This window comes from Salinimicrobium oceani, assembly GCF_012037645.1.
Map to the genome: position 1 here is coordinate 342,763 of NZ_JAAVJR010000002.1, position 22,362 is coordinate 365,124.

Annotated in this window: 20 protein-coding genes and 1 tRNA gene; 12 read left to right on the plus strand and 9 right to left on the minus strand. The window is 42.2% G+C overall.

Features of this window, described 5'->3' with window-relative positions; translation table 11 throughout:
- Position 1: 1 nt before the first annotated feature.
- From HC175_RS05070 to HC175_RS05080, 3 genes are read right to left on the minus strand one after another with little or no spacing between them, the layout of a single operon-like run.
- Entirely contained in the window at positions 2-1,174 is a 1,173-nt protein-coding gene (locus HC175_RS05070; RefSeq protein ID WP_168137385.1) for an efflux RND transporter periplasmic adaptor subunit, read from the minus strand.
- Positions 1,175-1,194: 20 nt separating this feature from the next.
- The gene (locus tag HC175_RS05075; protein WP_168137386.1) at positions 1,195-2,556 is read right to left on the minus strand and encodes a TolC family protein; all 1,362 of its coding nucleotides are present in this window, start codon (positions 2,554-2,556) and stop codon (positions 1,195-1,197) included.
- Complete coding sequence (locus tag HC175_RS05080; RefSeq protein WP_168137387.1) at positions 2,553-3,161, minus strand: TetR/AcrR family transcriptional regulator; 609 nt, start codon at positions 3,159-3,161, stop codon at positions 2,553-2,555. Before HC175_RS05080 ends, HC175_RS05075 begins: the two co-directional genes overlap by 4 nt.
- Positions 3,162-3,307: 146 nt before the next feature.
- On the opposite strand from HC175_RS05080, the gene HC175_RS05085 reads away from it, so the two are divergent.
- Positions 3,308-4,282, plus strand: a complete 975-nt coding sequence (locus HC175_RS05085) for a polyprenyl synthetase family protein (RefSeq protein ID WP_168137388.1) — start codon at positions 3,308-3,310, stop codon at positions 4,280-4,282.
- Here HC175_RS05085 and HC175_RS05090 read toward each other — a convergent pair whose 3' ends face one another.
- Entirely contained in the window at positions 4,283-4,819 is a 537-nt protein-coding gene (locus HC175_RS05090) for an alpha-ketoglutarate decarboxylase (protein WP_168137389.1), read from the minus strand.
- A 113-nt stretch (positions 4,820-4,932) separates the two neighbouring features.
- On the opposite strand from HC175_RS05090, the gene HC175_RS05095 reads away from it, so the two are divergent.
- Positions 4,933-7,722, plus strand: a complete 2,790-nt coding sequence (locus tag HC175_RS05095; protein WP_168137390.1) for a 2-oxoglutarate dehydrogenase E1 component — start codon at positions 4,933-4,935, stop codon at positions 7,720-7,722.
- 54 nt (positions 7,723-7,776) lie between these two features.
- Positions 7,777-9,045: a 2-oxoglutarate dehydrogenase complex dihydrolipoyllysine-residue succinyltransferase gene (odhB, locus tag HC175_RS05100; RefSeq protein WP_168137391.1), complete on the plus strand. Its 1,269-nt coding sequence runs from the start codon at positions 7,777-7,779 to the stop codon at positions 9,043-9,045.
- 253 nt (positions 9,046-9,298) lie between these two features.
- On the opposite strand, the gene HC175_RS05105 is transcribed toward odhB, so the two are convergent.
- On the minus strand, positions 9,299-9,736 hold the full coding sequence (locus HC175_RS05105; protein ID WP_168137392.1) for a retropepsin-like aspartic protease: 438 nt from the start codon (positions 9,734-9,736) through the stop codon (positions 9,299-9,301).
- A 52-nt stretch (positions 9,737-9,788) separates the two neighbouring features.
- Between HC175_RS05105 and HC175_RS05110 the strand changes: the two genes are divergently transcribed.
- The 9 genes from HC175_RS05110 to HC175_RS05150 all read left to right on the plus strand — a co-directional run bounded on the left by HC175_RS05110 (position 9,789) and on the right by HC175_RS05150 (position 16,186).
- On the plus strand, positions 9,789-10,556 hold the full coding sequence (locus HC175_RS05110) for a TatD family hydrolase (protein WP_168137393.1): 768 nt from the start codon (positions 9,789-9,791) through the stop codon (positions 10,554-10,556).
- A 52-nt stretch (positions 10,557-10,608) separates the two neighbouring features.
- Entirely contained in the window at positions 10,609-11,751 is a 1,143-nt protein-coding gene (locus tag HC175_RS05115) for a 1-acyl-sn-glycerol-3-phosphate acyltransferase (RefSeq protein ID WP_168137394.1), read from the plus strand.
- Positions 11,735-12,763 (plus strand): asparaginase, encoded by a 1,029-nt coding sequence (locus HC175_RS05120; RefSeq protein ID WP_168137395.1) that lies wholly within the window; start codon positions 11,735-11,737, stop codon positions 12,761-12,763. Before HC175_RS05115 ends, HC175_RS05120 begins: the two co-directional genes overlap by 17 nt.
- 85 nt (positions 12,764-12,848) lie before the next feature.
- A tRNA-Ser gene (locus HC175_RS05125) sits at positions 12,849-12,936 on the plus strand.
- A 66-nt stretch (positions 12,937-13,002) separates the two neighbouring features.
- Positions 13,003-13,803 (plus strand): MotA/TolQ/ExbB proton channel family protein, encoded by an 801-nt coding sequence (locus tag HC175_RS05130; RefSeq protein ID WP_168137396.1) that lies wholly within the window; start codon positions 13,003-13,005, stop codon positions 13,801-13,803.
- Positions 13,804-13,821: 18 nt separating this feature from the next.
- Positions 13,822-14,259 (plus strand): hypothetical protein, encoded by a 438-nt coding sequence (locus tag HC175_RS05135; protein WP_168137397.1) that lies wholly within the window; start codon positions 13,822-13,824, stop codon positions 14,257-14,259.
- A gap of 7 nt (positions 14,260-14,266) precedes the next feature.
- Positions 14,267-14,875: an ExbD/TolR family protein gene (locus tag HC175_RS05140; protein WP_168137398.1), complete on the plus strand. Its 609-nt coding sequence runs from the start codon at positions 14,267-14,269 to the stop codon at positions 14,873-14,875.
- A 21-nt stretch (positions 14,876-14,896) separates the two neighbouring features.
- A complete protein-coding gene (locus tag HC175_RS05145) occupies positions 14,897-15,379 on the plus strand; it encodes an ExbD/TolR family protein (protein ID WP_168137399.1) in 483 nt (160 codons plus the stop codon).
- Positions 15,380-15,520: 141 nt separating this feature from the next.
- Positions 15,521-16,186 (plus strand): porin family protein, encoded by a 666-nt coding sequence (locus HC175_RS05150; protein ID WP_168137400.1) that lies wholly within the window; start codon positions 15,521-15,523, stop codon positions 16,184-16,186.
- Here HC175_RS05150 and HC175_RS05155 read toward each other — a convergent pair.
- The 4 genes from HC175_RS05155 to HC175_RS05170 all read right to left on the minus strand — a co-directional run bounded on the left by HC175_RS05155 (position 16,181) and on the right by HC175_RS05170 (position 22,291).
- Positions 16,181-16,786: a hypothetical protein gene (locus tag HC175_RS05155; protein WP_168137401.1), complete on the minus strand. Its 606-nt coding sequence runs from the start codon at positions 16,784-16,786 to the stop codon at positions 16,181-16,183. The genes HC175_RS05150 and HC175_RS05155 overlap by 6 nt on opposite strands.
- Positions 16,786-18,246, minus strand: coding sequence for an RNA polymerase factor sigma-54 (rpoN, locus tag HC175_RS05160; RefSeq protein ID WP_168137402.1), 1,461 nt, complete (start codon positions 18,244-18,246; stop codon positions 16,786-16,788). Before rpoN ends, HC175_RS05155 begins: the two co-directional genes overlap by 1 nt.
- Positions 18,247-18,337: 91 nt before the next feature.
- On the minus strand, positions 18,338-19,780 hold the full coding sequence (gene asnS / locus HC175_RS05165; RefSeq protein WP_168137403.1) for an asparagine--tRNA ligase: 1,443 nt from the start codon (positions 19,778-19,780) through the stop codon (positions 18,338-18,340).
- 90 nt (positions 19,781-19,870) lie between these two features.
- Positions 19,871-22,291 carry an efflux RND transporter permease subunit gene (locus tag HC175_RS05170; RefSeq protein ID WP_168137404.1) on the minus strand — a complete coding sequence of 807 codons (2,421 nt, stop codon included), beginning with the start codon at positions 22,289-22,291 and terminating at the stop codon, positions 19,871-19,873.
- Positions 22,292-22,362: the final 71 nt, after the last annotated feature.

The window sequence follows — 22,362 nt, forward strand, 5'->3', positions numbered from 1 at the left end:
CTTAGTTCAATGGGTTGCGGTTATCAATCTTTACCTGTTCACCTTCCTGGATGCTCCTCGCACCACTGGTAATTAACAGATCCCCAGGTTGCAGTCCCGAAAGAACTTCAACAGAATTCTCATAGGAAAGTCCGGTTTCCAGGGTTCTTCTTTCGGCAATACCTGTGGTGTCTGAATTCTTCTTTAGTACATAAGCCACACTTTCTCCTGCGGAATTCTTCTGAATTACATTCTCCGGAATGATGATAGCACCTTCTGAAGTATAATCGTTGATCCTCACGGTTGCTATAAGATTCGGTTTTACCTGTTCCTTGTTTGAAGGGACGGCCACCTGAATTTCGAAAGTTCTGTTATTGGGATTGACAAAGTTGCCTACCTGCCTTACCGTACTCGTGAAAGAGGTGCCGGTAGCAGCTATTTCTACCATTACTTTTGTTCCTTTCTCTATCTTTCCGAGATAAGATTCCGGAACAGCAGCAGTAATATACATATCAGAAAGGTTGATTAACCTGAAGAGTCTGCTTTGACCCGGAGCTACAACCTCTCCCTGTTCTGTGAAGATTTCGTCTATTACTCCGCTAAAAGGAGCGCGAACCACAGTCTTGGCTAATTGCGATCTCAGTTGATTTACAGAATTCTGAACGGCTTCATAATTAGTCCTGGCTTCAAGAAACTGGATCTCACTTCCAATATTCTGATCCCAAAGTCTTTGCTGTCGCTCAAAAGTAGTCTTTGCCAGTGCAGCCTGAGCTTCCAACTGTGCCAGCTGGCTGCCTAAACCTCCTTCATCTATGCGGGCAAGAATTTGACCTTTTTGAACCCTGTCGCCTTCCTTCACATTTACCTGCTCAAGCAATCCTGAAAATTCGGGATAAATGATGATATTCTGCTTTGTTTCCACATCTCCGGGTAATTCTACATAATGTCTAAAAAGCGAATCTGATACAGTTGCGACTGTTACCAGAGAAAACTGAGTGCTGGAATCGAGCTTTTGGATGGCGGCATCCAGTTGTGCAATTTGCGATGATAATTCACTCTGCCGGGTACTGAGTTCAGCTTTCTTTGCTCTAATTTCACTCAGGTCTCCGGTTTCTATGATCTGCTCTACAGAATCCTGTTTTCCACAAGATACGAGTAGGAGAATGCTCATGAATAGGATGATCGATTTCTTCATTTTTTGGTGATTCATGTTAATTAATCTTCTTCAGAATATGTTTTTGTGCTAAGCACGTTTTCAAGTTCCACTTTTGCGGTTATCACTTCCAGCATGGCCTGCAAAACATTTTGCTGGGCGGTGTACAACTGCCTTTGAGCCTCACTAAGCTCAAAGCTGCTTGAAAGGCCTTCAAAAAATTTGATCTGATTCTTTTTTTCGATTCTTTCGGCAAGAACAAGACCCTCCTGCTGAGCTTCGAAATTTTCCAGGCTAAAGCGATAATCGGCTTTTGCAGCGTCAATTTCAAGCGAGATCCTGTTCCGGGTTTCCTCTAGATCAAGCATAGCCTGATCATACTCCAGCTTCATCTGGCGGGTTCTGGAATTTCTCATACCACTGCTAAAGATGGGTATGTCAAGGCTCAATCCCAGGATAGACTGGTTATAGTACACCTGGTCCTTATTAAGAAAAGTGAATGCGTCACTGTTTCCTGTGGTTCCATAATTTAAGAACCCTGTGAGGCGTGGCAGGGCTTTTGCCTTCTCCAGTCGCACAAAGATGCGCGCCGCTTCGGCCGAATTCTCTGCAATTCTTACATCTATATTTTCCTCAAGAGGGATCGTCTCCTGGAGGAGTTCAAAATCATAGAACTGAAGGGCAAGGCTGTTGAGGTCATCTGTAGGAATGACCTTTTTATCTACCGGCAAGCCCATTGCCATATTGAGCAATTGATAGGAGATATCGAGCATTCTACGGCTGCGATTAAGGTTGTTCTCCAGGTTGAGATGGGTGATCTTCAATTGCTCTACATCTTCTTCTTCTGCAAGTCCGTTTTCGAAAATCTTCTGCGTATCGCTCAAATTTTTGGAAATATTGTTTAGGTTGTTCTCGAGGATTTCCACACTTTCCAAAGCCATTAAAACATTACCATAAGCATTGATGACCGCCTTTTTTACTTCTAGATCTGTTTTTGTCTTTGCATTTCTTGAGATCTGAAGCAAGGTGCGTGCAGATTGTACTCCTACTATATAGGACCCGTCAAATATTAGCTGTGACCAGGTTGCAGTGGCGCTCAGGTTTTGCTGAGTGCCAAAACGCACAGGCAAAAAGGTGCCTGGCTCGCCGCCGCCAATTTCTCCCGGAATAAGTGTGACGGGTTGTTTGAGAAAGTTCTGGTAATCCACATTCGCATTGATCTGTGGTAAACCTTGTGATATGATCTCCCATTTTTGAGAAAGGGCTTTTTCTACTTCTTTTTCAGATTTTAGGGCAGAATAATTGTTTTCAAGCCCCAGGATAACTGCTTCTTCCAGTGAGAGGTGAAGGGACGCGGGTTCGTCTGTCTGGGCTGCCGCATTGAAACAGAATAATCCGGTAACGATCAGGATCAGTTTTTTCATATTTTGTCTTGAGATTTTAAAAGAGTTTCCAGTTTTTCAAGGCCCTTTGGGGTTACAATGGCTCTAAGATGATATTCGAGGTGCATGTTGGTAAGTTCCTTGGTAGTAAATTCTTCCTCTCCAAAAATTTCCCTGTCCTTTATTCCAAGGATTCCTATGAAATAGATTCGGGTAAGAAATCTTACCGGGAGATCTTTCCTGTAGATTCCCTTGGCTATACCTTTTTCCAGATTCTCTGTAGTAAGCTCTTCCAGCACATGCTTTTGCTTATCCTTTATTGTAGCATAGATTTTTGGGTAGTATTTCTGTAATTGATACTGCGGAGAGGATTTTTCATCCTTAAGGTTTTGACAGGCGAATTCCTTTATTTGAAAAAGTTCCTCTATTGCATCATTGTCTTCATTCCTTATTTCCTGGATACCTGCCGAAATGGTTTCAAAAAAACTAAGAGCAGTGGCTTCAATTAACTTGGTCTTGGTGGGAAAATGAGCATAAATGGTTTTCTTGGAAATACCCATCTCGGCTGCGATCTCATCCATCGTCACGCTTTTCACTCCCAGAGTGAGAAACATTTCCGCAGCTTTTGATAAAAGTTGTTCTTTCACTTTCGTTCTTTTTTAAAAAAGTGCAAAGATACAATTGGAAACGATAAAAACAATTAAAGTTTCCGAAGTTTTTTATGGGTAAAATTATCCGGGTTCAGAAAAGGGATATTCTCTGTCTTTTGGTATTTTAGCGCAAAAATTTATTGATGCTTTCTACAGACCATTATCGTAAAGAATTTGAAAATTACCTGTCGCAAAAGATAGAGAGCAGGGAACCTGCCAATCTTTATGATCCTATGGTCTACATTCTTAGTCTGGGAGGTAAAAGAGTAAGGCCGGTACTGGTTTTAATGGCTTCAGAGATCTTTGGTACATCCTATAAAAAAGCTTTGGATGCAGCTTTGGCTATAGAGGTCTTCCACAACTTTTCCCTGGTACATGACGATATTATGGATGACGCCCCTTTGCGAAGAGGAATGCAGACGGTGCACGAGAAGTGGGATATCAATACTGGTATTCTCTCTGGTGACGCCATGTTGATCAAGGCATATCAGTTGTTTGAAAATTATGATGGGGAGACCTTCAGGAAGCTTGCTGCCCTCTTTTCAAAAACTGCGATTGAGGTGTGTGAAGGGCAGCAGTACGACATAGATTTTGAGATGAGAGAAAATGTGAGCATTCAGGAGTATCTCAAAATGATCGAATATAAAACTGCTGTGCTGGTGGGAGCATCTTTGAAAATGGGTGCTATCGTTGCAAATACTTCCGAAGAGAATTGTGACAGGATATATGAATTCGGCCGTCTGCTGGGAATAGCTTTTCAGCTTCAGGACGATTACCTCGATGCCTTTGGAGATCCAGATACTTTTGGCAAGCAGGTTGGAGGCGATATTATTGAAAATAAAAAGACTTTTCTTTACCTGACTTCTCTAAAAGAAGCGGCAGCCGGAGAAGCGATCCAACTGGAGCATTTATATTCTATCAATCCGCCAGATCCTTCGGCAAAAGTTGAGACCGTAAAAGGCCTTTTTGAGAGTAGTGGTGCGGCCAGTCTTACTCGGGTGGAAATAGAAAAATATACTAAGAAAGCTTTCCAGGTTCTGGAAGAACTTGAAGTAGATGATACCCGAAAAAAGTTGCTTTACACCTTCGGAAAAAACCTGATGAACAGGGAAGTATAATTAGAAAAACACACTTACGAAAGGCATCAGGGCATTAGAATAAATGCTTTTTTCATCGTCGTAAAGAATATCATATCTAACACCTACGGTGACGTGCCCAGTGGTATATCCAAGACCTAAGTAGAGGGCGGGATACCAATAAGTGTCATCCAGATTCTGGCCTTCAAGTTTAAAATCTCGGGAAACATACTGCTCCTCAAATTCCGCTGAAAGCTGTAGCGCCTGAAGCGGTCGAAAGAGTCCAAGTATACTGGCTCCCGTAGTAAATGCAGAATATCGGGACGTAGAGGTATAGGATGCCGCAACTCCAACCCCTGCTGAGGTATATCGATTAAAATCATAAATCGCTTTTGGAGCCAGAAAGGCGCTGAAATAGCCATTGCTGAAATTAGCTCCCAGACTACCGCCGTAACGAACATGTTCAAAAAATGCCTTTTTTGGGGCGGTATTTTCCTGGGCAACAAGGTGGTTTTGAGAGGAATAAAGTAAGATAAAAAAAAGTAAAAGCCCTTTATAATTACCAACCAAGTAGTTCATGACGTTAAATCTTTTAAAAGTATAAGGTAAATATATTAAATGCTCCTATGCTTCTTTTTTAAAAATTGTACTTTTGTATCGTTTTACAATTTAGAAACAGGTAGTTTCAACTTATGGATAAATTTTCATTTTTAAATGCCGCACATACAGCCTATTTCGCAGATCTTTATGACCAGTACCTGCAGTATCCCGATAGCGTAGAACCAAGCTGGAAAGCCTTTTTTCAGGGGTTTGATTTTGGGCTCGAAACATCAAACGGGCATGCAGTTGTTGAACACCCGGAAAGTGGAGAGCCTATAGAAATGTCAGATTCCGTTCTGAAGGAATTCAGAGTGGTCAAATTGATCGATGGCTATCGCACTCGCGGACATCTTTTTACAAGAACCAATCCGGTTAGAGAACGCAGAAAATACAGCCCGACTTTAGATATTCAGAATTTTGACCTGGCGGAAAGTGACCTGGAAACGGTTTTCAATGCAGGGGGAATTTTGGGTATAGGGCCTGCTACTTTAAGGCAGATCATAAAACATCTGGAAAAGGTATACTGCGATTCCATAGGGATTGAGTACATGTATATCAGAAAGCCAGAGCAGGTGAAATGGATTCAGGATAAACTGAATATCAATGAAAACCAGCCAGCTTTCTCTGCGGAAGAAAAGAAGCACATTCTTAAAAAATTAAATGAAGCCGTCTCCTTTGAGAATTTTCTGCATACTAAATATGTGGGACAAAAGAGATTCTCTCTGGAAGGGGGAGAAAGTCTTATTCCGGCGCTCGATGCTATAATCGAAAAAGCAGCCGATCTGGGAGTAAAGGATTTTGTAATGGGTATGGCTCACCGTGGGCGCCTTAGTACCCTTACCAATATTTTCGGAAAAAGTGCAAAGGATATTTTTACAGAATTTGACGGAAAGGATTATGAGCAGGATGTTTTTGACGGAGATGTAAAATATCACCTCGGCTGGACCTCCTGTCGGAAAACTGATAGCGGGAAGGAAATTAATATCAATATTGCGCCAAACCCATCACACCTTGAAACAGTAGGTGCAGTGGTGCAGGGGATCACGCGTGGAAAGCAGGATCGCCATTATAAGAGTACAGATGCTGTATTGCCTATCATAGTACATGGAGATGCAGCTATTGCAGGCCAGGGAATAGTATATGAGATAGTTCAAATGGCCCAACTGGAAGGTTACACCACCGGTGGAACCATTCATATTGTGGTAAATAACCAGGTAGGTTTTACAACCAATTATCTTGATGGCAGGTCTTCCACATATTGTACAGATGTTGCCAAGGTGACGCTTTCGCCGGTACTACATGTGAATGCCGATGATGCCGAAGCTGTAGTGCACGCTGTATTATTTGCATTGGACTGGAGGATGACCTTTGGCCGCGATGTATTTATTGACCTTCTTGGGTACCGTAAATATGGACACAACGAAGGGGATGAACCAAGGTTTACACAGCCTAAATTATATAAGGCGATAGCAAGTCATCAAAACCCGCGGGATATTTATGCCGAAAAGCTTAAATCTCAGGGCGTCATAGATGACCAGTATGTGCAGAAGCTGGAAGATGACTATAAAGCAAAGCTTGAAGAAAATCTTGAAGATTCTCGAAAAGAAGAGAAGACAAGAGTTACGCCATTCATGCAGGATGAATGGGAAGGTTTTGAGCATGTAGATGAAAATCGCATGATGGAAGATGTGGACACCTCAATTGATATTGAAGTATTAAACGAGGTAGCCGAAACAATTTCCCGTCTTCCTGAAGATAAAAAATTCCTTCGTAAGATCAAAAAACTGGTGGAATTACGCCACACCATGTACTTCGAAAACAACAGTCTTGACTGGAGTATGGCCGAATTACTTGCCTATGGTACTTTGATCAAGGAAGGATATTATATTAGAATGAGCGGCCAGGATGTTGAGCGGGGAACTTTTTCTCACCGGCATGCCGTTGTGAAAGTAGAAGACAGTGAGGAGGAGATCATCCTGCTCAACCAGATAAAGGGAGCCTCCTGTGATACAAAAGAAGGTTCTTCCTGTGATCTAAAGATCTATAATTCGCTGCTTTCGGAATATGGGGTTGTAGGATTTGATTATGGATATGCAATGGCAAGTCCTAATTGTCTTACGATATGGGAAGCTCAGTTTGGAGACTTCAGTAATGGAGCTCAGATCATGATTGACCAATATATTTCGGCAGCCGAAGACAAATGGAAACTTCAGAATGGACTTGTGATGTTTCTGCCCCACGGTTATGAGGGACAGGGAGCAGAGCACTCTTCAGGAAGAATGGAGCGATATCTGCAATTATGCGCCAAAGACAATATGTTTGTGGCCGATGTCACAACACCGGCAAACATGTTCCATCTGTTAAGAAGACAAATGAAGGTGAATTATAGAAAACCTTTAATTGTTTTCACTCCAAAAAGTCTGCTAAGGCATCCAAAAGTGATCTCTACTCGGGAAGAATTTGCTGAAGGAACTTTTAAGCCACTTATTGATGATGCTGCCGCAAATGCTGAAAAGGTAACCTCTCTCGTATTTTGTACAGGGAAATTCTACTACGATCTTTTAGAACGAAAAGAAGAATTAGGCCGGGAAGATGTGGCGCTGGTAAGAATAGAACAATTATTCCCGCTACCGGCTGACCAGATTGCAGAGACGATCAAGAAATACAGGAATGCAGAAGATGTAGTTTGGGCACAGGAAGAACCGCGCAACATGGGAGCATATAGTCATTTGTTACTACATTTGGAGGAGGCTAAGACCTTTAGAGTGTGTAGCAGAAAATTCTATGGCTCACCGGCTGCAGGTAGCTCTGTAAGATTCAAAAAACGCCATGAAAAGGTGATTGAATCTGTTTTTGATAAAAATGCTGAAGTAACTGTTTAAGGAATAAAAAATTCTGGCCAGAGGAAAGGCCGGATATAAATAAAAAAAGAAATCATGGCTTTAGAAATGAAAGTCCCCTCTCCGGGAGAATCGATCACCGAAGTAGAAATCGCTCAATGGCTGGTTTCTGACGGAGATTATGTAGAAAAAGATCAGGCAATTGCCGAAGTGGATAGTGACAAGGCTACCTTAGAGCTTCCGGCAGAAGCAAGCGGTATCATCACGCTCAAAGCTGAAGAAGGTGATGCTGTTGCTGTAGGGCAGGTAGTATGTTTGATCGATACAGATGCTCCAAAACCAGGAGGTGGTGCGAGTGATTCTAAGGAAGTAATCAAGGAAGAAAAAGAAGCGACCACTGCTAAGGAAGAAGAGTTGGAATCTTCAGAAAAGGATAACAAAAAAGCTGAGGCAAAAACAGAGGAACCTGCTCAAAAGCAGGAAACTTATGCAACGGGCACTCCTTCTCCGGCAGCTAAAAAGATCCTTGACGAAAAGGGTATGGACGCAAAATCTGTAAAAGGTACCGGCCGGGATGGAAGGATCACCAAAGAGGATGCGACCAATGCAAAACCTGCCATGGGTACTCCCGGACAGGGAAAAAGAGGAGAAGAGCGAAAGAAGATGTCAATGCTGCGTCGCAGGGTAGCCGAACGTCTTGTTGATGTGAAGAATGAAACGGCTATGCTCACTACTTTTAATGAAGTAGACATGTCGGCAATTTTTTCACTTCGTAAGCAATATAAAGATGAGTTTAAAGATAGGCATGGGGTGAGCCTTGGCTTTATGTCATTTTTTACACTAGCCGTAGTCAGGGCACTGGATCTGTATCCGGGAGTAAACTCGATGATCGACGGAGATTACCAGGTGAAATATGACTATAAAGATATTAGCATAGCAGTTTCAGGGCCAAAAGGTCTTATGGTGCCGGTCTTAAGGAACGTGGAGCATATGAGCTTTAGAGGTGTGGAAGCCGAAATCAAACGTTTAGCGATAAAAGTTCGCGATGGCCAGATTACGGTAGACGAAATGACGGGAGGAACATTTACCATTACAAACGGCGGAGTATTTGGTTCCATGCTTTCGACTCCTATTATCAATCCTCCTCAAAGTGGAATTCTGGGAATGCATAATATAGTGGAGAGACCTGTTGCAATAGATGGACACGTAGAGATACGACCTATTATGTATGTTGCATTGTCTTATGACCACAGGATCATTGATGGAAAAGAATCTGTAGGATTCCTCGTGGCCGTAAAAGAGGCTCTTGAGAATCCTGAAGAACTGCTTATGGACAATGACGTAAAAAGAGCATTGGAATTATAGGTGCCAAAAATGGCAAAAAAGAAAGGCAATGATTTCAGGATCATTGCCTTTCTTTTTTGGACAAAATCAAAAAGTGCTCACTAAGGTGTACACATTAAGAAATAGAACAAAAACAATAAATACTGCCAATAAAGCCGGAAGCACCGGCAGGTGTTTGTGGTTAAACTGGTTCATAGCGTAGATTTTTTGGTTACCCTGAAGGTCTGAAAACTATGAACAAAATAAAATGGGGAAATTCCCCCATTTTAGGAACCTACTTTAGATAAAGGCTCATGGATTTGTAATCGATAATCGCCTTTCCTTTCTTTAAAAGATCTGCGCCAATTATCCCCTGCACTTTTTCTGCCTTGTGTTTTACAAGAGCATCATTTACATGCCTTAGGTCAAACAATACAAGATCTACCTTCTTTTTCTTCCAGCCTTTGATCTCGATCACATTTTTTTGAGCGATCTGAGTGAGCATATTTGTAGCCCCAGCTCCAGCAGCTTTTACATCGCTGTCTTCGGCCAGGAGTTCGAAATGAGAAACCGCCTCCATGCCAACGCACGTGCTTGAAGCTCCTGTATCGAGAATGAAATTACCTTCTATTTTATTGATCTTCGCCTTTAGTTCGAGATGTTGGGTCGCAGTATATGTGAGGGGTATTTTTTTATAACCTTTTTCCTTCAGTAGCTTTTTCAGAGATGCCATTCTTTTCTTTTTTGACAAAGATAGGTGTATAAAATAAATTATTTTTGCGTTTATGATAATTACAGATACCCATACCCATCTATATAGCGAATCCTTCGAAGATGATCGAAATGAAATGATTCAAAGGGCTATTGATGCCAATGTTACCAGATTCTTTATTCCGGCGATAGACTCAGAATATATTGAGGCCATGTATGCGCTGGAAAGAGATTTTCCCGACCACATCTATCTTATGGCGGGCCTGCATCCCACTCATGTAAAAGAAAATTTTGAAGCTGAATTGGAAATAGTTGAGAAGCAGCTGGAGCAAAGAAAATTCTATGCCATAGGGGAAACCGGGGTAGATCTGTACTGGGATAAAAGTACTTTAGATATTCAGCAGGAAGCATTCAGACGGCAAATCAGATTGGCGAAGAAGTACAAGCTGCCCATAGTGATCCATTGCCGGGATGCTTTTGATGAAGTGTTTGAAGTTCTTGAAAGCGAGAAAGGAGAAGGTCTTTTTGGTATTTTCCACTGTTTTACCGGTTCCCTGGAACAGGCGCAAACAGCCCTTTCCTATAACATGAAGTTAGGAATTGGAGGAGTAGTGACCTTTAAAAACGGGAAAATTGACCAGTTTTTAGAGCAGATCCCTTTAAAGGAGATCGTACTGGAGACAGATGCTCCATATCTGGCCCCGGTGCCTTTCCGCGGAAAACGCAACGAAAGTTTTTATGTGGTGGAGGTGCTGAACAAAGTTGCTGAAATTTACAGATGTACGCCCGAAGAAATTGCAGAAGTAACCACAGAGAATTCCCGGCAGATTTTCGGAATATAACAGAAGGAAGTGCTTATTATTTTGTTTTTTTGCTAACTCTAATGAAAAAGTAGTGACAAATTACGATGATATTCGGTTTTATGAGGATGCAGAGGTGCAGAAGGCCCTTGAGGAATATGTAAAACATCCAATGATAAAAGGACTGCTGCAGTTCACCTTTCCGAATGTTGCTTTTGATAAGATCGAGGAGGAGGTTCTTTCCTGTACTTCAATCAGGGATTTCCAGACGAAGATCATTTACCATACAGTTCAGAAGGTATTAAGCAAAAGTTCTGAAGGGCTTACTTATTCAGGTTTTGACAGACTGAAGAAAGAAGAATCTTATCTCTACATTTCAAATCACAGGGATATTGTACTGGATACTTCGCTGCTCAATTGTGTGCTGTATGAAGCCGATCTTAAAATGACTGCTTCGGCCATTGGAGATAATCTTGTCAAAAAGCCTTTTTTACTTGCACTTTCTCGCCTTAACCGAAATTTTCTTGTAAAACGCGGACTGGGGCCAAGGGAAATGCTGAAAAGTTCCCAGAAGCTTTCTGAATATATAAAGAAGCTGCTTCTGGAAGAGAAACGTTCTGTATGGATGGCGCAGCGAGAAGGCCGAACAAAAGATGGAAATGATCATACACAGCAAGGGGTGCTCAAAATGCTGGCCATGGCCAAAGCAGATGATACTATTGCTGATTACTTCGGAAAACTAAAAATCGTACCTGTCGCGATCTCTTATGAATTTGATCCTACAGATGTGCTTAAGCTGCCCGAGATCCTTGCCAAAAGGATGGAGACTATCTACACAAAATCGGCCAATGAAGATTTTCGATCTATTTTAAAAGGAGCGTTGGGGAATAAAGGCAGGATCCATATTTCTGCCGGCGAGCCAATAAGCTTATTTGATCTTAAGGAGCTGGAGGCAAAATCGGGTTCTGTAAATGAACAGCTGCAGACCTTAACAGCGAGCATAGATCGGCGAATTCACAGGAATTACAAACTATGGCCGGCCAATTACATTGCTTTCGATCTTTTGAACAGCAGCAGCATGTTTCAGGAAAAATATACAGATAAACAAAAAAGACAGTTCGAAAGGAGGCTTACGCGCCGGGTTAACTTTAAGAACGCCCTTGAGGTGAACAGCTATCTTCTTATGTATGCCAATCCAGTGATAAATCAGAACAACCTGAATGAAGACCAGCGCTAACATTCTCTTGATCTATACCGGGGGAACCATTGGTATGGTAAAGGATTTTGAAACCGGTGCGCTTAAGGCTTTCAATTTTGACGAGTTGTTACAAAATATTCCGGAGCTAAAGCTGCTGGAGCATACTATTGACACCGTAAGTTTTGAGAGGCCTATAGATTCCTCTAATATGAAGCCGGCCTTCTGGCTGCAAATTGCTGAAATGATCGAGGAGAAATATGATCAATATGACGGCTTTGTTGTGCTTCATGGAAGTGATACTATGTCTTATAGTGCTGCTGCATTGAGCTTCCTCTTTGAAAATCTTTCCAAGCCTATCATCTTCACAGGATCACAATTACCAATTGGAGATCTGCGAACAGATGCAAAGGAGAATCTCATTACAAGTATTCAGATCGCGGGCTTGCAAAAGCACAATAAACCTGTAATCACGGAGGTGGGATTATATTTTGAATACAAATTATACAGAGGGAACAGGACGTCCAAGATCAATGCCGAGCATTTTCAGGCTTTTGCTTCCCCAAATTATCCGCCCCTGGTGAATTCGGGAGTACATCTTGCTGTAAATGATAATGCATTATGGAAGCCAAACAACCGGCGGCGCATGAAATTACACAAAGGTTTGAATGATGATATTGCATTGATCAAGATCTTTCCCGGCATCAACAGGAGTCTTCTGGAGCACATCATGTCAAAGGAAGGGCTTAAGGGAGTCATTTTAGAGACCTACGGAAGTGGGAACGCTCCAACAGAGGAGTGGTTTGTACATCTTTTAAAAGAAACGATCTCCAGGGGGGTGGTTATTGTTAATGTTACTCAGTGCATTGGCGGAAGTGTTTCAATGGGCCAGTATGAAACCAGTACACAGCTTAAGAAAATAGGTGTGGTTTCTGGTAAAGACATCACCACAGAGGCTGCAGTAGCTAAAATGATGTACCTGCTTGCGAAGGATCTTTCACCTAAAGTTTTCAAAACCATTTTCGAAACATCTCTACGCGGGGAAATGTCTTAAAAAATAAGGCAGTTACTTGACCGGCTTGTGTTTTTTTTCGTTATTTGGCAACTTATTTAAGAACAGGTTCTGTTTTTGATTTTTTAGAGAGGTGGCCGAGTGGTCGAAGGCGCACGCCTGGAAAGTGTGTATACCCCACAAGGGTATCGAGGGTTCGAATCCCTTCCTCTCTGCTAGTTTTATTTGAATAAATATTTATATCTTTAACCCGTTAACTAATTAAATTAAGACAAAAAGTAATGAAAAGATTATTTTCAATTTTGGTAATCGCAACAATTATGGTGTTCGGAGCCGTAGATGTTAATGCGACTAATAACGTGAATGCCCTGCCGGCTACGATGATGAACTTCGTGCAGGATGATGCTGAGGCTGTGGCCGATGAAGCAGAGGCTGAGAGCACAAGTTTTCACCAGGAGCTAAAAAGGAGATTTATTGAAGGTGGTCCCGGATTCATGGGGATCGTTTTACTTTGTTTGATCCTAGGTTTGGCGATTGCTATTGAAAGAATTATATACCTTAACATGGCTACGACTAACACCAAGAAGTTAGCTCAAGATGTTGAGGATGCATTGAATACAGGTGGTATCGAAGCTGCTAAGGATGTTTGTCGCAATACAAAAGGTCCTGTTGCTTCTATATATTACCAGGGACTTGACCGTGCTGACGAAGGAACTGAAGCTGCTGAAAAGGCTGTAGTTGCTTACGGAGGTGTACAAATGGGTCTTCTTGAGAAGAACGTATCATGGGTATCGCTTTTCATCGCTTTGGCTCCAATGCTTGGGTTCATGGGAACGGTAATTGGTATGATCGAAGCCTTCGATAGAATTGAGGCTGCTGGAGATATGCAACCTTCACTTGTTGCGGGAGGTATTAAGATCGCACTTCTTACAACCGTATTTGGTTTGATCGTGGCTATTATTCTTCAGATCTTCTACAACTATATCATTGCTAAGATCGACCGTATCGTTAATGACATGGAAGATGCTTCTATCACTTTGATTGATATCCTTGTAGACTACAAGAACAAAAGAAGAGTATAACATTACCAATAAATAATTATGACCTTACATAAAATCTTAAAATATCTTGCGCTCGTCATTGGAGTGATAGGCCTTATCCTTTGGGGAAGGGTTCTTCTGGCTGGTGATGATGCTATAGAAAGCTCGGCCGCTGTACAGGCAAGTGTGGTATCTCCATTCTTGTATGTGGCTTACCTGGTGTTCGCCATAATTGTACTTCTTGTGTTGTTCTTTGTCATCAAGGGACTTTTCTCAGGAAATATAAAGAGAACACTTATAGCTGTCGGTGCATTTATTCTTGTTGTCGCTTTGGCATATTTGTTGACTGATGGTACAGAGACACAGCTTAGCGACGGAACAATGCTATCAGCAAATGGACATCACTGGGTGGGAGCTGGTCTTGTGACCTTCTACATCCTTGCGACCATCGCCATTCTGCTCATGGTAGTTTCGGGAATAAGAAAACTTATAAAATAAAATTATTATGGCCAGACGATCCACACCTGAAGTTAATGCCGGTTCCTTGGCCGACATCGCCTTCCTGCTTTTGATCTTCTTCCTGGTGACCACAACTATCGAAACCGATAGCGGGATCAGCAGAAAGTTGCCACCAATGCAGGATGAAGAAGTGATTCCACCTGTTATTAAGGAAAAGAACATTTTCCAGGTAATCGTGAACAGAAATAACGATCTCCTTGTTGAAGATGAGCTTATGGAGTTGAAGGATCTTAGAGAAGCCGCTATTGCATTTCTTGACAATGGTGGTGGAGTAGGACCCGAAGCATGTAATTACTGTCAGGGAGCAAATGATCCTGCATCATCAGATAACCCTACAAAGGCAGTTATCATGTTGGTGAATGACCGCCAAACTGAATACGGTACTTACATTGCAGTTCAAAACGAACTCGTAGGTGCCTATAACGAATTGCGCGATCGTACAGCTCAAAGATTATACGGTAAGTCTTTTCAGAAAATGGAGGCTGACTTTAATGACGTGCGATATACAGGGGACAAGGATAAGCTAAAGGAACAAATCGAGGAAGTGAGAGATATGTGGCCTCAGAAGCTTTCTGAAGCCGATCCTAAAAACTAATCGCGAAAATTTCAAAAAATTATGGCAAAATTTAATAAGAAAAAGAGTAGTGAACTGCCCGCGATAAATACCTCGGCTTTGCCCGATATCGTGTTCATGCTCCTGTTCTTCTTCATGGTTGCTACTGTAATGCGTGAGAATACATTAAAGATTCAAAACGTGTTACCATATGCAGACCAGGTTGAAAAACTGGATAAAAAGGATCTTGTGATGTACATCTATGCCGGGAAGCCTAGTGAAAGATACCGTCAAAGTTTCGGGTCAGAAGCGCGTATTCAGCTAAATGATAATTTTGCTGAGGTTTCAGACATACAGCAGTTTATTTATTCTGAAAGGGAATCAAAAAGAGAGGAACTTGTTCCTTTCCTTACTACAGCCCTTAAAGTAGATCATGAAACCAATATGGGTCTTGTATCCGACATCAAGATGGAATTGAGAAAGGCTGAAGCGCTTAAGATCAATTACACCACCCGTACTGGTGAAGCTTCTCAGAATTTCGACTAGAACAAATTCATTACTTTGTAATCCCCTTTTGACAGAAGTTAAAAGGGGATTTTTTTTGATAAAAACTTCAGTTAACTTTATGTCCACTTAATAGTCTCTAGATATATGTTCCAAAAATGCCTTTTTTGGCTCCTTATTATTATGCCGTTCCTTTCTCCTGCGCAGGAGAACAACGCTATTCCCCATGTCGTCGATAGTTTATACAGGGAAGATCAGGTTTATATTGGCATTACGTACAACATTGTAACAGGACAGCCTACAGGCATCAAGAGCTCCCAGTTTTCCGGGGGGTTACATTTGGGAGTCATCAGGGATATTCCTTTTAATGAGCGGCGCAACCTGGCTCTGGGATTAGGCCTGGGATGGTCCATAGACACATACGGCCAGAACCTTTTTGTGGGACGGGGGCTGGAGGCTGAAGGCACCACTTTCCAGGTGCTGGACAGGAGCAGGATCGATTTCGATACCAACAGGTTTACAACCCAATCTATTGACATTCCTATTCAGTTCAGATGGCGGTCGTCTACGCCCGAGACCTATAAGTTCTGGAGGATCTATACGGGACTTAGGCCAGCCTATGTTTACTACTTTCAAACGAAGTTCGAACAAAATGGAAACATCTACCGGGAATCTGATATTCCTGAATTTGATCGTTTAAGGCTTGGTGCCACCTTTACATTCGGTTATAACACCTTCAACTTCAACTTTTACTATAGCCTGAATTCCTTTTTTAAGGATGCAGAGATCAATGGAGAGGCGGTAGAACTTCGAACTTTTCAGGTTGGACTAATGTTCTACCTGTTATAGCCAGAAGAAAGCAACGCCTACCTGGGGCAAAAGCCCTACGAGGAGGCCCAGCATAAGTTCCCATCCAGAATGTGCTTTGTAATAGAGCCTGGAAGATGCAGTGAGTCCTGTTATAGCTACAAGAAAGCTTATGGTATAGATGAGGTTTAAATTGAAGTGCAGGCTCAGGCTAATAATAAATACTATAAGCCCACCCAGTCCAGTCATGTGAAGACTTGCCTTTATGTTGGTGAATAACATCAGCAGGCCTATAAATGTTGATATCATGATCCCGAAAAAGAAGTAGTAGAGGGCGGGATAATCAAAAGTGTTCAGTACATATTTCAGGATGATAAAGTTGAGTCCTGCATAAAACAGTAACGGCCATTTTCTTTCCCTTACCTCCTTCATAAAATGATCCTGAACCTTTCCTAATGTCTTTAGCATAAAGAAATACACTATAGGAATGAAAATAGTCATGATGGCAATCGCGAGAAGCTTGGCCTGGATGATTTCCAAAGGGAAAAATCGAGGGGTAACAAAGAAATAGATCAAAGTGCCTGCAAATGGCATCCAGATAGGATGAAAGAGATAGGAGGCGCTCCTTAAAAGGATTTTCATTAAATTTCTTTTCGTAGCCTTGCCACCGGAATATCCAGTTGCTCTCTGTATTTAGCCACAGTCCGGCGTGCAATGGGATATCCTTTTTCCTTCAGCATCTTTGCCAGCTTTTCATCTGTCAATGGTTTCCGCTTATTTTCGTCTTCAATGGTCATCTCCAGGATCTTCTTGATCTCTTTTGTAGAAACATCTTCTCCCTGGTCGTTCTTCATGGATTCAGAAAAGAAATCTTTAATAAGTTTTGTGCCGTAAGGTGTATCTACATACTTACTGTTTGCTACTCGTGACACGGTTGAGACGTCCATATCTATCTCATCAGCAATATCCTTTAGGATCATCGGTTTGAGGTTGCGTTCATCTCCCGTGAGAAAAAATTCTTTCTGGTAATTCATGATCGCACTCATCGTGACAAAAAGGGTTGTTTGCCGTTGCTTTATCGCTTCAATGAACCACTTGGCTGCATCGAGCTTCTGCTTGATGAACATTACAGCATCTTTTTGTGCTTTCGATTTCTCGCGAGATTCCTTGTAACCTTTCAGCATCTCGCTGTAATCTTTAGAAACATGCATTTCGGGAGCATTACGGCCGTTCAGGCTTAGTTCCAGCTCCCCATCAACGATCTTAATAGTGAAATCGGGGATCACATGCTCTACAGCTCTCGTATTGCCTGCATAGGCACCTCCCGGTTTAGGATTAAGATGCTCTATTACGTCAATTGCATCCCTGAGTTCATCTTCTGAAATATCATGCTTTGAAAGAAGTTTCTGGTAGTGCTTTTTACTGAACTGGTCAAAAGAGCGTTCTATGATATCTTTTGCTAAGCTCACCTGCCTTGTCTGATCCTTTCTGTTTAGCTGAATGAGAAGGCATTCCTGAAGATTCCTTGCCCCAACTCCTGCAGGATCCAGTTCATGCACGTGCTTTAGAACTTTCTCGACAGTTGGCTCGTCTGTATACACGTTTTGGGTAAAGGCCAAATCATCAACAATATCCTGTATAGATCTTCTTATGTATCCGCTTTCATCAACACTGCCTACTAAAAATTCGGCGATCTCTTTTTCAGAATCATTGAGGCGCAGGGTACTAAGCTGGGTCTTTAAATACTGCGTAAATGAAGTGCCAGAGGCGTAAGGCACCTGCCTGTCCTCATCATCTGCACTGTAATTATTCGCCTGGAGACGATAGCTGGGAATCTCATCGTCGCTAAGATATTCATCAACATCAATATCTGCTTCAATAGATTCATTGCCGGGATCATCGTCCTGGTAATCATCTCCTTCATATTCATCTTCATAATCTTCTTTCTCTTCCTTTCCTCCCTCTAGCGCCGGATTTTCTTCCATCTCCTGTTTAAGCCGCTGCTCAAAAGCCTGAGTAGGCAGCTGAATAAGCTTCATCAACTGAATTTGCTGAGGGGAAAGCTTTTGAGATAGTTTTAAATTTAACTGCTGTTTTAGCATACAATCTGGGCTTTTTATAAAAATAAAAAAAACAATCTACAAACGTAAATGAACGCAGATTGTTTTATGACTACTTTAGGATGTGCTGCTTCTAGAACTCTGCATTTAGCGGAGTTCTGGGGAATGGGATAACGTCTCTAATATTACCCATTCCGGTCGCAAATTGCACCAGTCTTTCGAATCCGAGGCCAAAACCGCTGTGCACACAGCTTCCAAACCTGCGGGTATCCAGGTACCACCAAAGTTCGTTTTCATCGATTCCCAGGGCCTGCATCTTCTTCTGAAGAACTTCCAGGCGTTCTTCTCGTTGAGAACCTCCTACCATTTCCCCAATTCCTGGGAAAAGGATATCCATAGCGCGTACTGTCTTTCCGTCCTCATTCAAACGCATATAAAAGGCTTTTATGTTAGCCGGATAGTCAAATAAAATTACAGGACATTTAAAATGCTTCTCTACAAGATAGCGCTCATGCTCACTTTGAAGATCGGCTCCCCATTCTTCAATGATATAGTTGAACTTCTTTTTCTTGTTCGGTTTGGAGTTTTTCAGAATATCTATGGCCTCTGTATAGCTCACTCGTTTAAAGTTGTTCTCTATAACAAAACGCAATTTCTCTGTAAGAGCCATGGGGCTTCTTTCGGCTTCAGGCTTTACTTTATCTTCATTGGCAAGTCTTTCTTCCAGGAATGCCAAATCGTCCTTGCAGTGCTCCAGAATGTACTTTAAAACGTATTTTATAAAATCTTCAGCAATGTCCATATTTCCTGCGAGGTCACAGAAGGCCATTTCTGGTTCTACCATCCAGAATTCAGCAAGGTGCCGCGAAGTGTTTGAATTTTCTGCTCTAAACGTAGGGCCGAAAGTGTAGATCTGTCCGAGTCCCAGTGCATAAGTTTCTCCTTCCAGCTGTCCCGAAACAGTTAAATTCGTTTCTTTTCCGAAGAAATCCTCCTTGTAATTGATGCTTCCATCTTCATTGCGGGGCACATTATCAAGATCAAAAGAAGTCACTTTGAACATCTCTCCCGCACCTTCTGCATCACTACCGGTGATAATTGGGGTATTTACGTAATGGAAATTGTTCTGCTGAAAATAGCTGTGTACGGCAAAAGCAAGTTTTGATCTCAAGCGCATTACTGCACCAAAAGTATTGGTTCTCACCCGAAGATGAGCTTGCTCGCGAAGCTTTTCAAGAGAATGCCTTTTTGGGGAAAGGATAGTGAACTTCACTTCTTCAGGATCTGCGTCTCCAAGAATTTCAACGGAGGTCGCCTGTACTTCAACTTTTTGACCACTGCCCAGGCTCTCGGCCAAAGTTCCGGTAACTTTTATGGCTGCACCAACAGTAATACGTTTTAACAAGGCTTCGCTCATGTTCTCAAAGTCTACCACACATTGTAAATTGTTAATGGTAGAACCGTCATTTAAAGCGATAAAACGATTGCTTCGGAAGGACCGAACCCAGCCGTAAACCTGTACTTCCTGTAGATATTTTGTGCTTTCTAAAAGTTCTGAAACTTTTCCTGTGATCATCTTTGTTGATTTTGGAAAGCAAAGATAATTTTTCCCTACATGCCTTACAAGTAATTAGCGATCACTGCTGCTGAAATTACCTGCCAAAAATCACATTTTTGAAGCCTCTTCCTCTTCAGCTTCTCCATTCTCATCCTCACCCGGAATGATATTAATGGCCGGCTCCCTAAGTACATCCTTATTGGCGATCTCTTTTTGAAGGGAAAGCAACAAGGCCGGAAGTAAAAGCAGGTTAGACAACATTGCGAAAAGTAAGGTGGCAGAAACCAGTCCGCCCAGAGCAACCGTGCCTCCAAAACTGCTTATCATAAAAACCGAAAACCCAAAGAACAGTACAATCGAAGTATAGAACATACTCACTCCTGTCTCTCTTAGCGCAGCATAAACAGATCGTTTAACTTTCCAGCCACTTGCCTTTAATTCCTGCCGGTATTTTGCCAGGAAGTGAATAGTATCATCAACCGAGATCCCGAAAGCAATACTAAAAACAAGAATGGTCGACGGTTTTATAGGTACTCCAAGATATCCCATCATACCCGCTGTGACCAGCAGTGGAAGGAGGTTAGGGATCAGGGAGACCAGGATCATTTTTACAGATCGAAACATCCAGGCCATTAAAAGTGCAATCAGAAAAATTGCGAGGCTAAGGGAAATGATAAGGTTCTTTACGAGGTAGGTAGTTCCCTTCTGAAAAATGAGGGCTTTACCGGTCATTTCTATATTGAAGCGATCTTCTGGAAAGATCTCGTTGATCTTAGGCCACAGGTCTTCCTCAATTTCCTCCATTTCCTGGGTGCCAATATCTTTCATAAAAGTGGTCATTCGGGCATATTGCCCGGTGCTGTCCACAAAAGTGGTTAAGAGATTGTCACCACTGCTTTCAAGGCTTTGGGCATAAGGCAGAATAAACGTCTGCTCCTGGGAAGTTGGGAGCTGATAATAATCTGGGTTGCCGTTATAGTACGCCTGTTTGGCGTATTTCACAAGATTTACAATAGAAACCGGGGGAGAGAGCTGTTCTTCTTCTTCCAGAAGGCTTTGGAGTTCATCCATTCTCCTGAGCGTAGAGAGCTTCATCACACCTTTCTCTCGTTGGGTATCGATGAGGATCTCCAATGGCATTACCCCGTCAAATTCTTCCTCAAAAAATTCTATGTCCTTGAAAAACCCCGCATTTTGGGGCATGTCTTCTAAAAGGCTGCCCGAGATATTGATCTTGTAGATCCCAATGATACTGGCTACAAGCAGCACAATTGAAATGATAAAGATGCTAATGCGGTGATGTCTTACCATTCGTTCCATCCAGTCAACAAAACCATTGATCCACCTTTTATTCAGGTGCTTCAGGTGCTTGTCCCGGGGTACATTCATATAGCTGTATATGATGGGAATGATAAGCAGGCTCAGAATAAATATGGCCAGGATATTAATGGATGCCACAATACCAAATTCTTTTAACAAGGTGCTTTCGGTAAGAATAAAAGTTGCAAATCCCGAAGCTGTGGTAAGATTGGTAAGCAAGGTGGCGTTCCCCACCTTCGTGATTACACGCTGCAACGACTTCGCCTGATTCCCGTGTTTTTGGATCTCCTGCTGATATTTGTTGATGAGAAAAATACAGTTGGGAATTCCTATTACAATGATCAACGGCGGAATAATAGCAGTTAAAACCGTGATCTCATAGTGCAGGAGCCCAAGCACTCCAAATGCCCACATGACACCTACAATCACGGTGATCATGGAGATCACTGTCGCCCGAATGCTCCTGAAAAAAAAGAAAAAGATAAGGGAAGTAATGAGTAAAGCAGCCCCTATAAAGAGTCCTATTTCGTCGATGATATTTTGGGAGTTCAGGGTGCGTATGTATGGCATACCCGAGACATATACATTCAGCCCCCGGGCTTGTTCAAATTCTTCTATTGTTGGAATAAGCTCTTCTACAACAAATCTCTTGCGCTTCCCAGTATTGACAATTTCCTTATCAAGGTAAACTGCAGTTTGTACAGTATTGGAATGCCTGCTGTATACGAGACCTTCGTAAAATGGCAGTTTTTCAAATAATTCCTGCCTGTATGCCTCGACCTGCTGGAGAGTTGGTGTAGTATCCTGGAGGAAAGGTACCATTTCAAAGCGTCCGGGATCTTCGAATTTCTGAAGCTTCTGAAGGTTTCTAACTCCTACAGTGAATTCTACTTCTGGAAAATCATCTAATTTTTCAGCAAGCCGGTTCCAGGCGACGAAATTTTGTGGTGTAAATAAAGCAGAGTCCTGAACTGCGAGAACAATAAGGTTTCCTTCCTCCCCAAACTTGTCTAAAAATTCCTGGTATTGCAGGTTGATAGGGTCATCATCTGGCAAAAGGTTAGCCTCCGTATAGGAGAATTTCATGTTCTTCCATTGAAAGCCCAGGAAAATAGTGCAGGCGGTGATCAACAGCAGGATAAGGATCCTGTTGCGAAGGATGGTCCGCGCTACTGTATTCCAGAATTCAAAGCCGAGAAATTTAGACATGGAAGAAATTTGTGCAAAGGTAAGAAAGCATCTTTATTTTACGGAGCAGGGGCTCGTTGGAATATGGTCAA

Bases quoted from the DNA above. Each gene is read 5' to 3' on its own strand.
- HC175_RS05150 (WP_168137400.1), top strand. From the start codon at position 15,521: ATGCCGTTCCTTTCTCCTGCGCAGGAGAACAACGCTATTCCCCATGTC.
- HC175_RS05155 (WP_168137401.1), bottom strand. From the start codon at position 16,786: ATGAAAATCCTTTTAAGGAGCGCCTCCTATCTCTTTCATCCTATCTGG.
- HC175_RS05075 (WP_168137386.1), bottom strand. From the start codon at position 2,556: ATGAAAAAACTGATCCTGATCGTTACCGGATTATTCTGTTTCAATGCG.
- HC175_RS05070 (WP_168137385.1), bottom strand. From the start codon at position 1,174: ATGAAGAAATCGATCATCCTATTCATGAGCATTCTCCTACTCGTATCT.
- HC175_RS05090 (WP_168137389.1), bottom strand. From the start codon at position 4,819: ATGAACTACTTGGTTGGTAATTATAAAGGGCTTTTACTTTTTTTTATC.
- HC175_RS05140 (WP_168137398.1), top strand. From the start codon at position 14,267: ATGGCCAGACGATCCACACCTGAAGTTAATGCCGGTTCCTTGGCCGAC.
- HC175_RS05095 (WP_168137390.1), top strand. From the start codon at position 4,933: ATGGATAAATTTTCATTTTTAAATGCCGCACATACAGCCTATTTCGCA.
- HC175_RS05145 (WP_168137399.1), top strand. From the start codon at position 14,897: ATGGCAAAATTTAATAAGAAAAAGAGTAGTGAACTGCCCGCGATAAAT.
- asnS (WP_168137403.1), bottom strand. From the start codon at position 19,780: ATGATCACAGGAAAAGTTTCAGAACTTTTAGAAAGCACAAAATATCTA.
- HC175_RS05120 (WP_168137395.1), top strand. From the start codon at position 11,735: ATGAAGACCAGCGCTAACATTCTCTTGATCTATACCGGGGGAACCATT.
- HC175_RS05130 (WP_168137396.1), top strand. From the start codon at position 13,003: ATGAAAAGATTATTTTCAATTTTGGTAATCGCAACAATTATGGTGTTC.
- HC175_RS05085 (WP_168137388.1), top strand. From the start codon at position 3,308: ATGCTTTCTACAGACCATTATCGTAAAGAATTTGAAAATTACCTGTCG.
- odhB (WP_168137391.1), top strand. From the start codon at position 7,777: ATGGCTTTAGAAATGAAAGTCCCCTCTCCGGGAGAATCGATCACCGAA.
- HC175_RS05110 (WP_168137393.1), top strand. From the start codon at position 9,789: ATGATAATTACAGATACCCATACCCATCTATATAGCGAATCCTTCGAA.
- HC175_RS05105 (WP_168137392.1), bottom strand. From the start codon at position 9,736: ATGGCATCTCTGAAAAAGCTACTGAAGGAAAAAGGTTATAAAAAAATA.
- HC175_RS05135 (WP_168137397.1), top strand. From the start codon at position 13,822: ATGACCTTACATAAAATCTTAAAATATCTTGCGCTCGTCATTGGAGTG.
- rpoN (WP_168137402.1), bottom strand. From the start codon at position 18,246: ATGCTAAAACAGCAGTTAAATTTAAAACTATCTCAAAAGCTTTCCCCT.
- HC175_RS05170 (WP_168137404.1), bottom strand. From the start codon at position 22,291: ATGTCTAAATTTCTCGGCTTTGAATTCTGGAATACAGTAGCGCGGACC.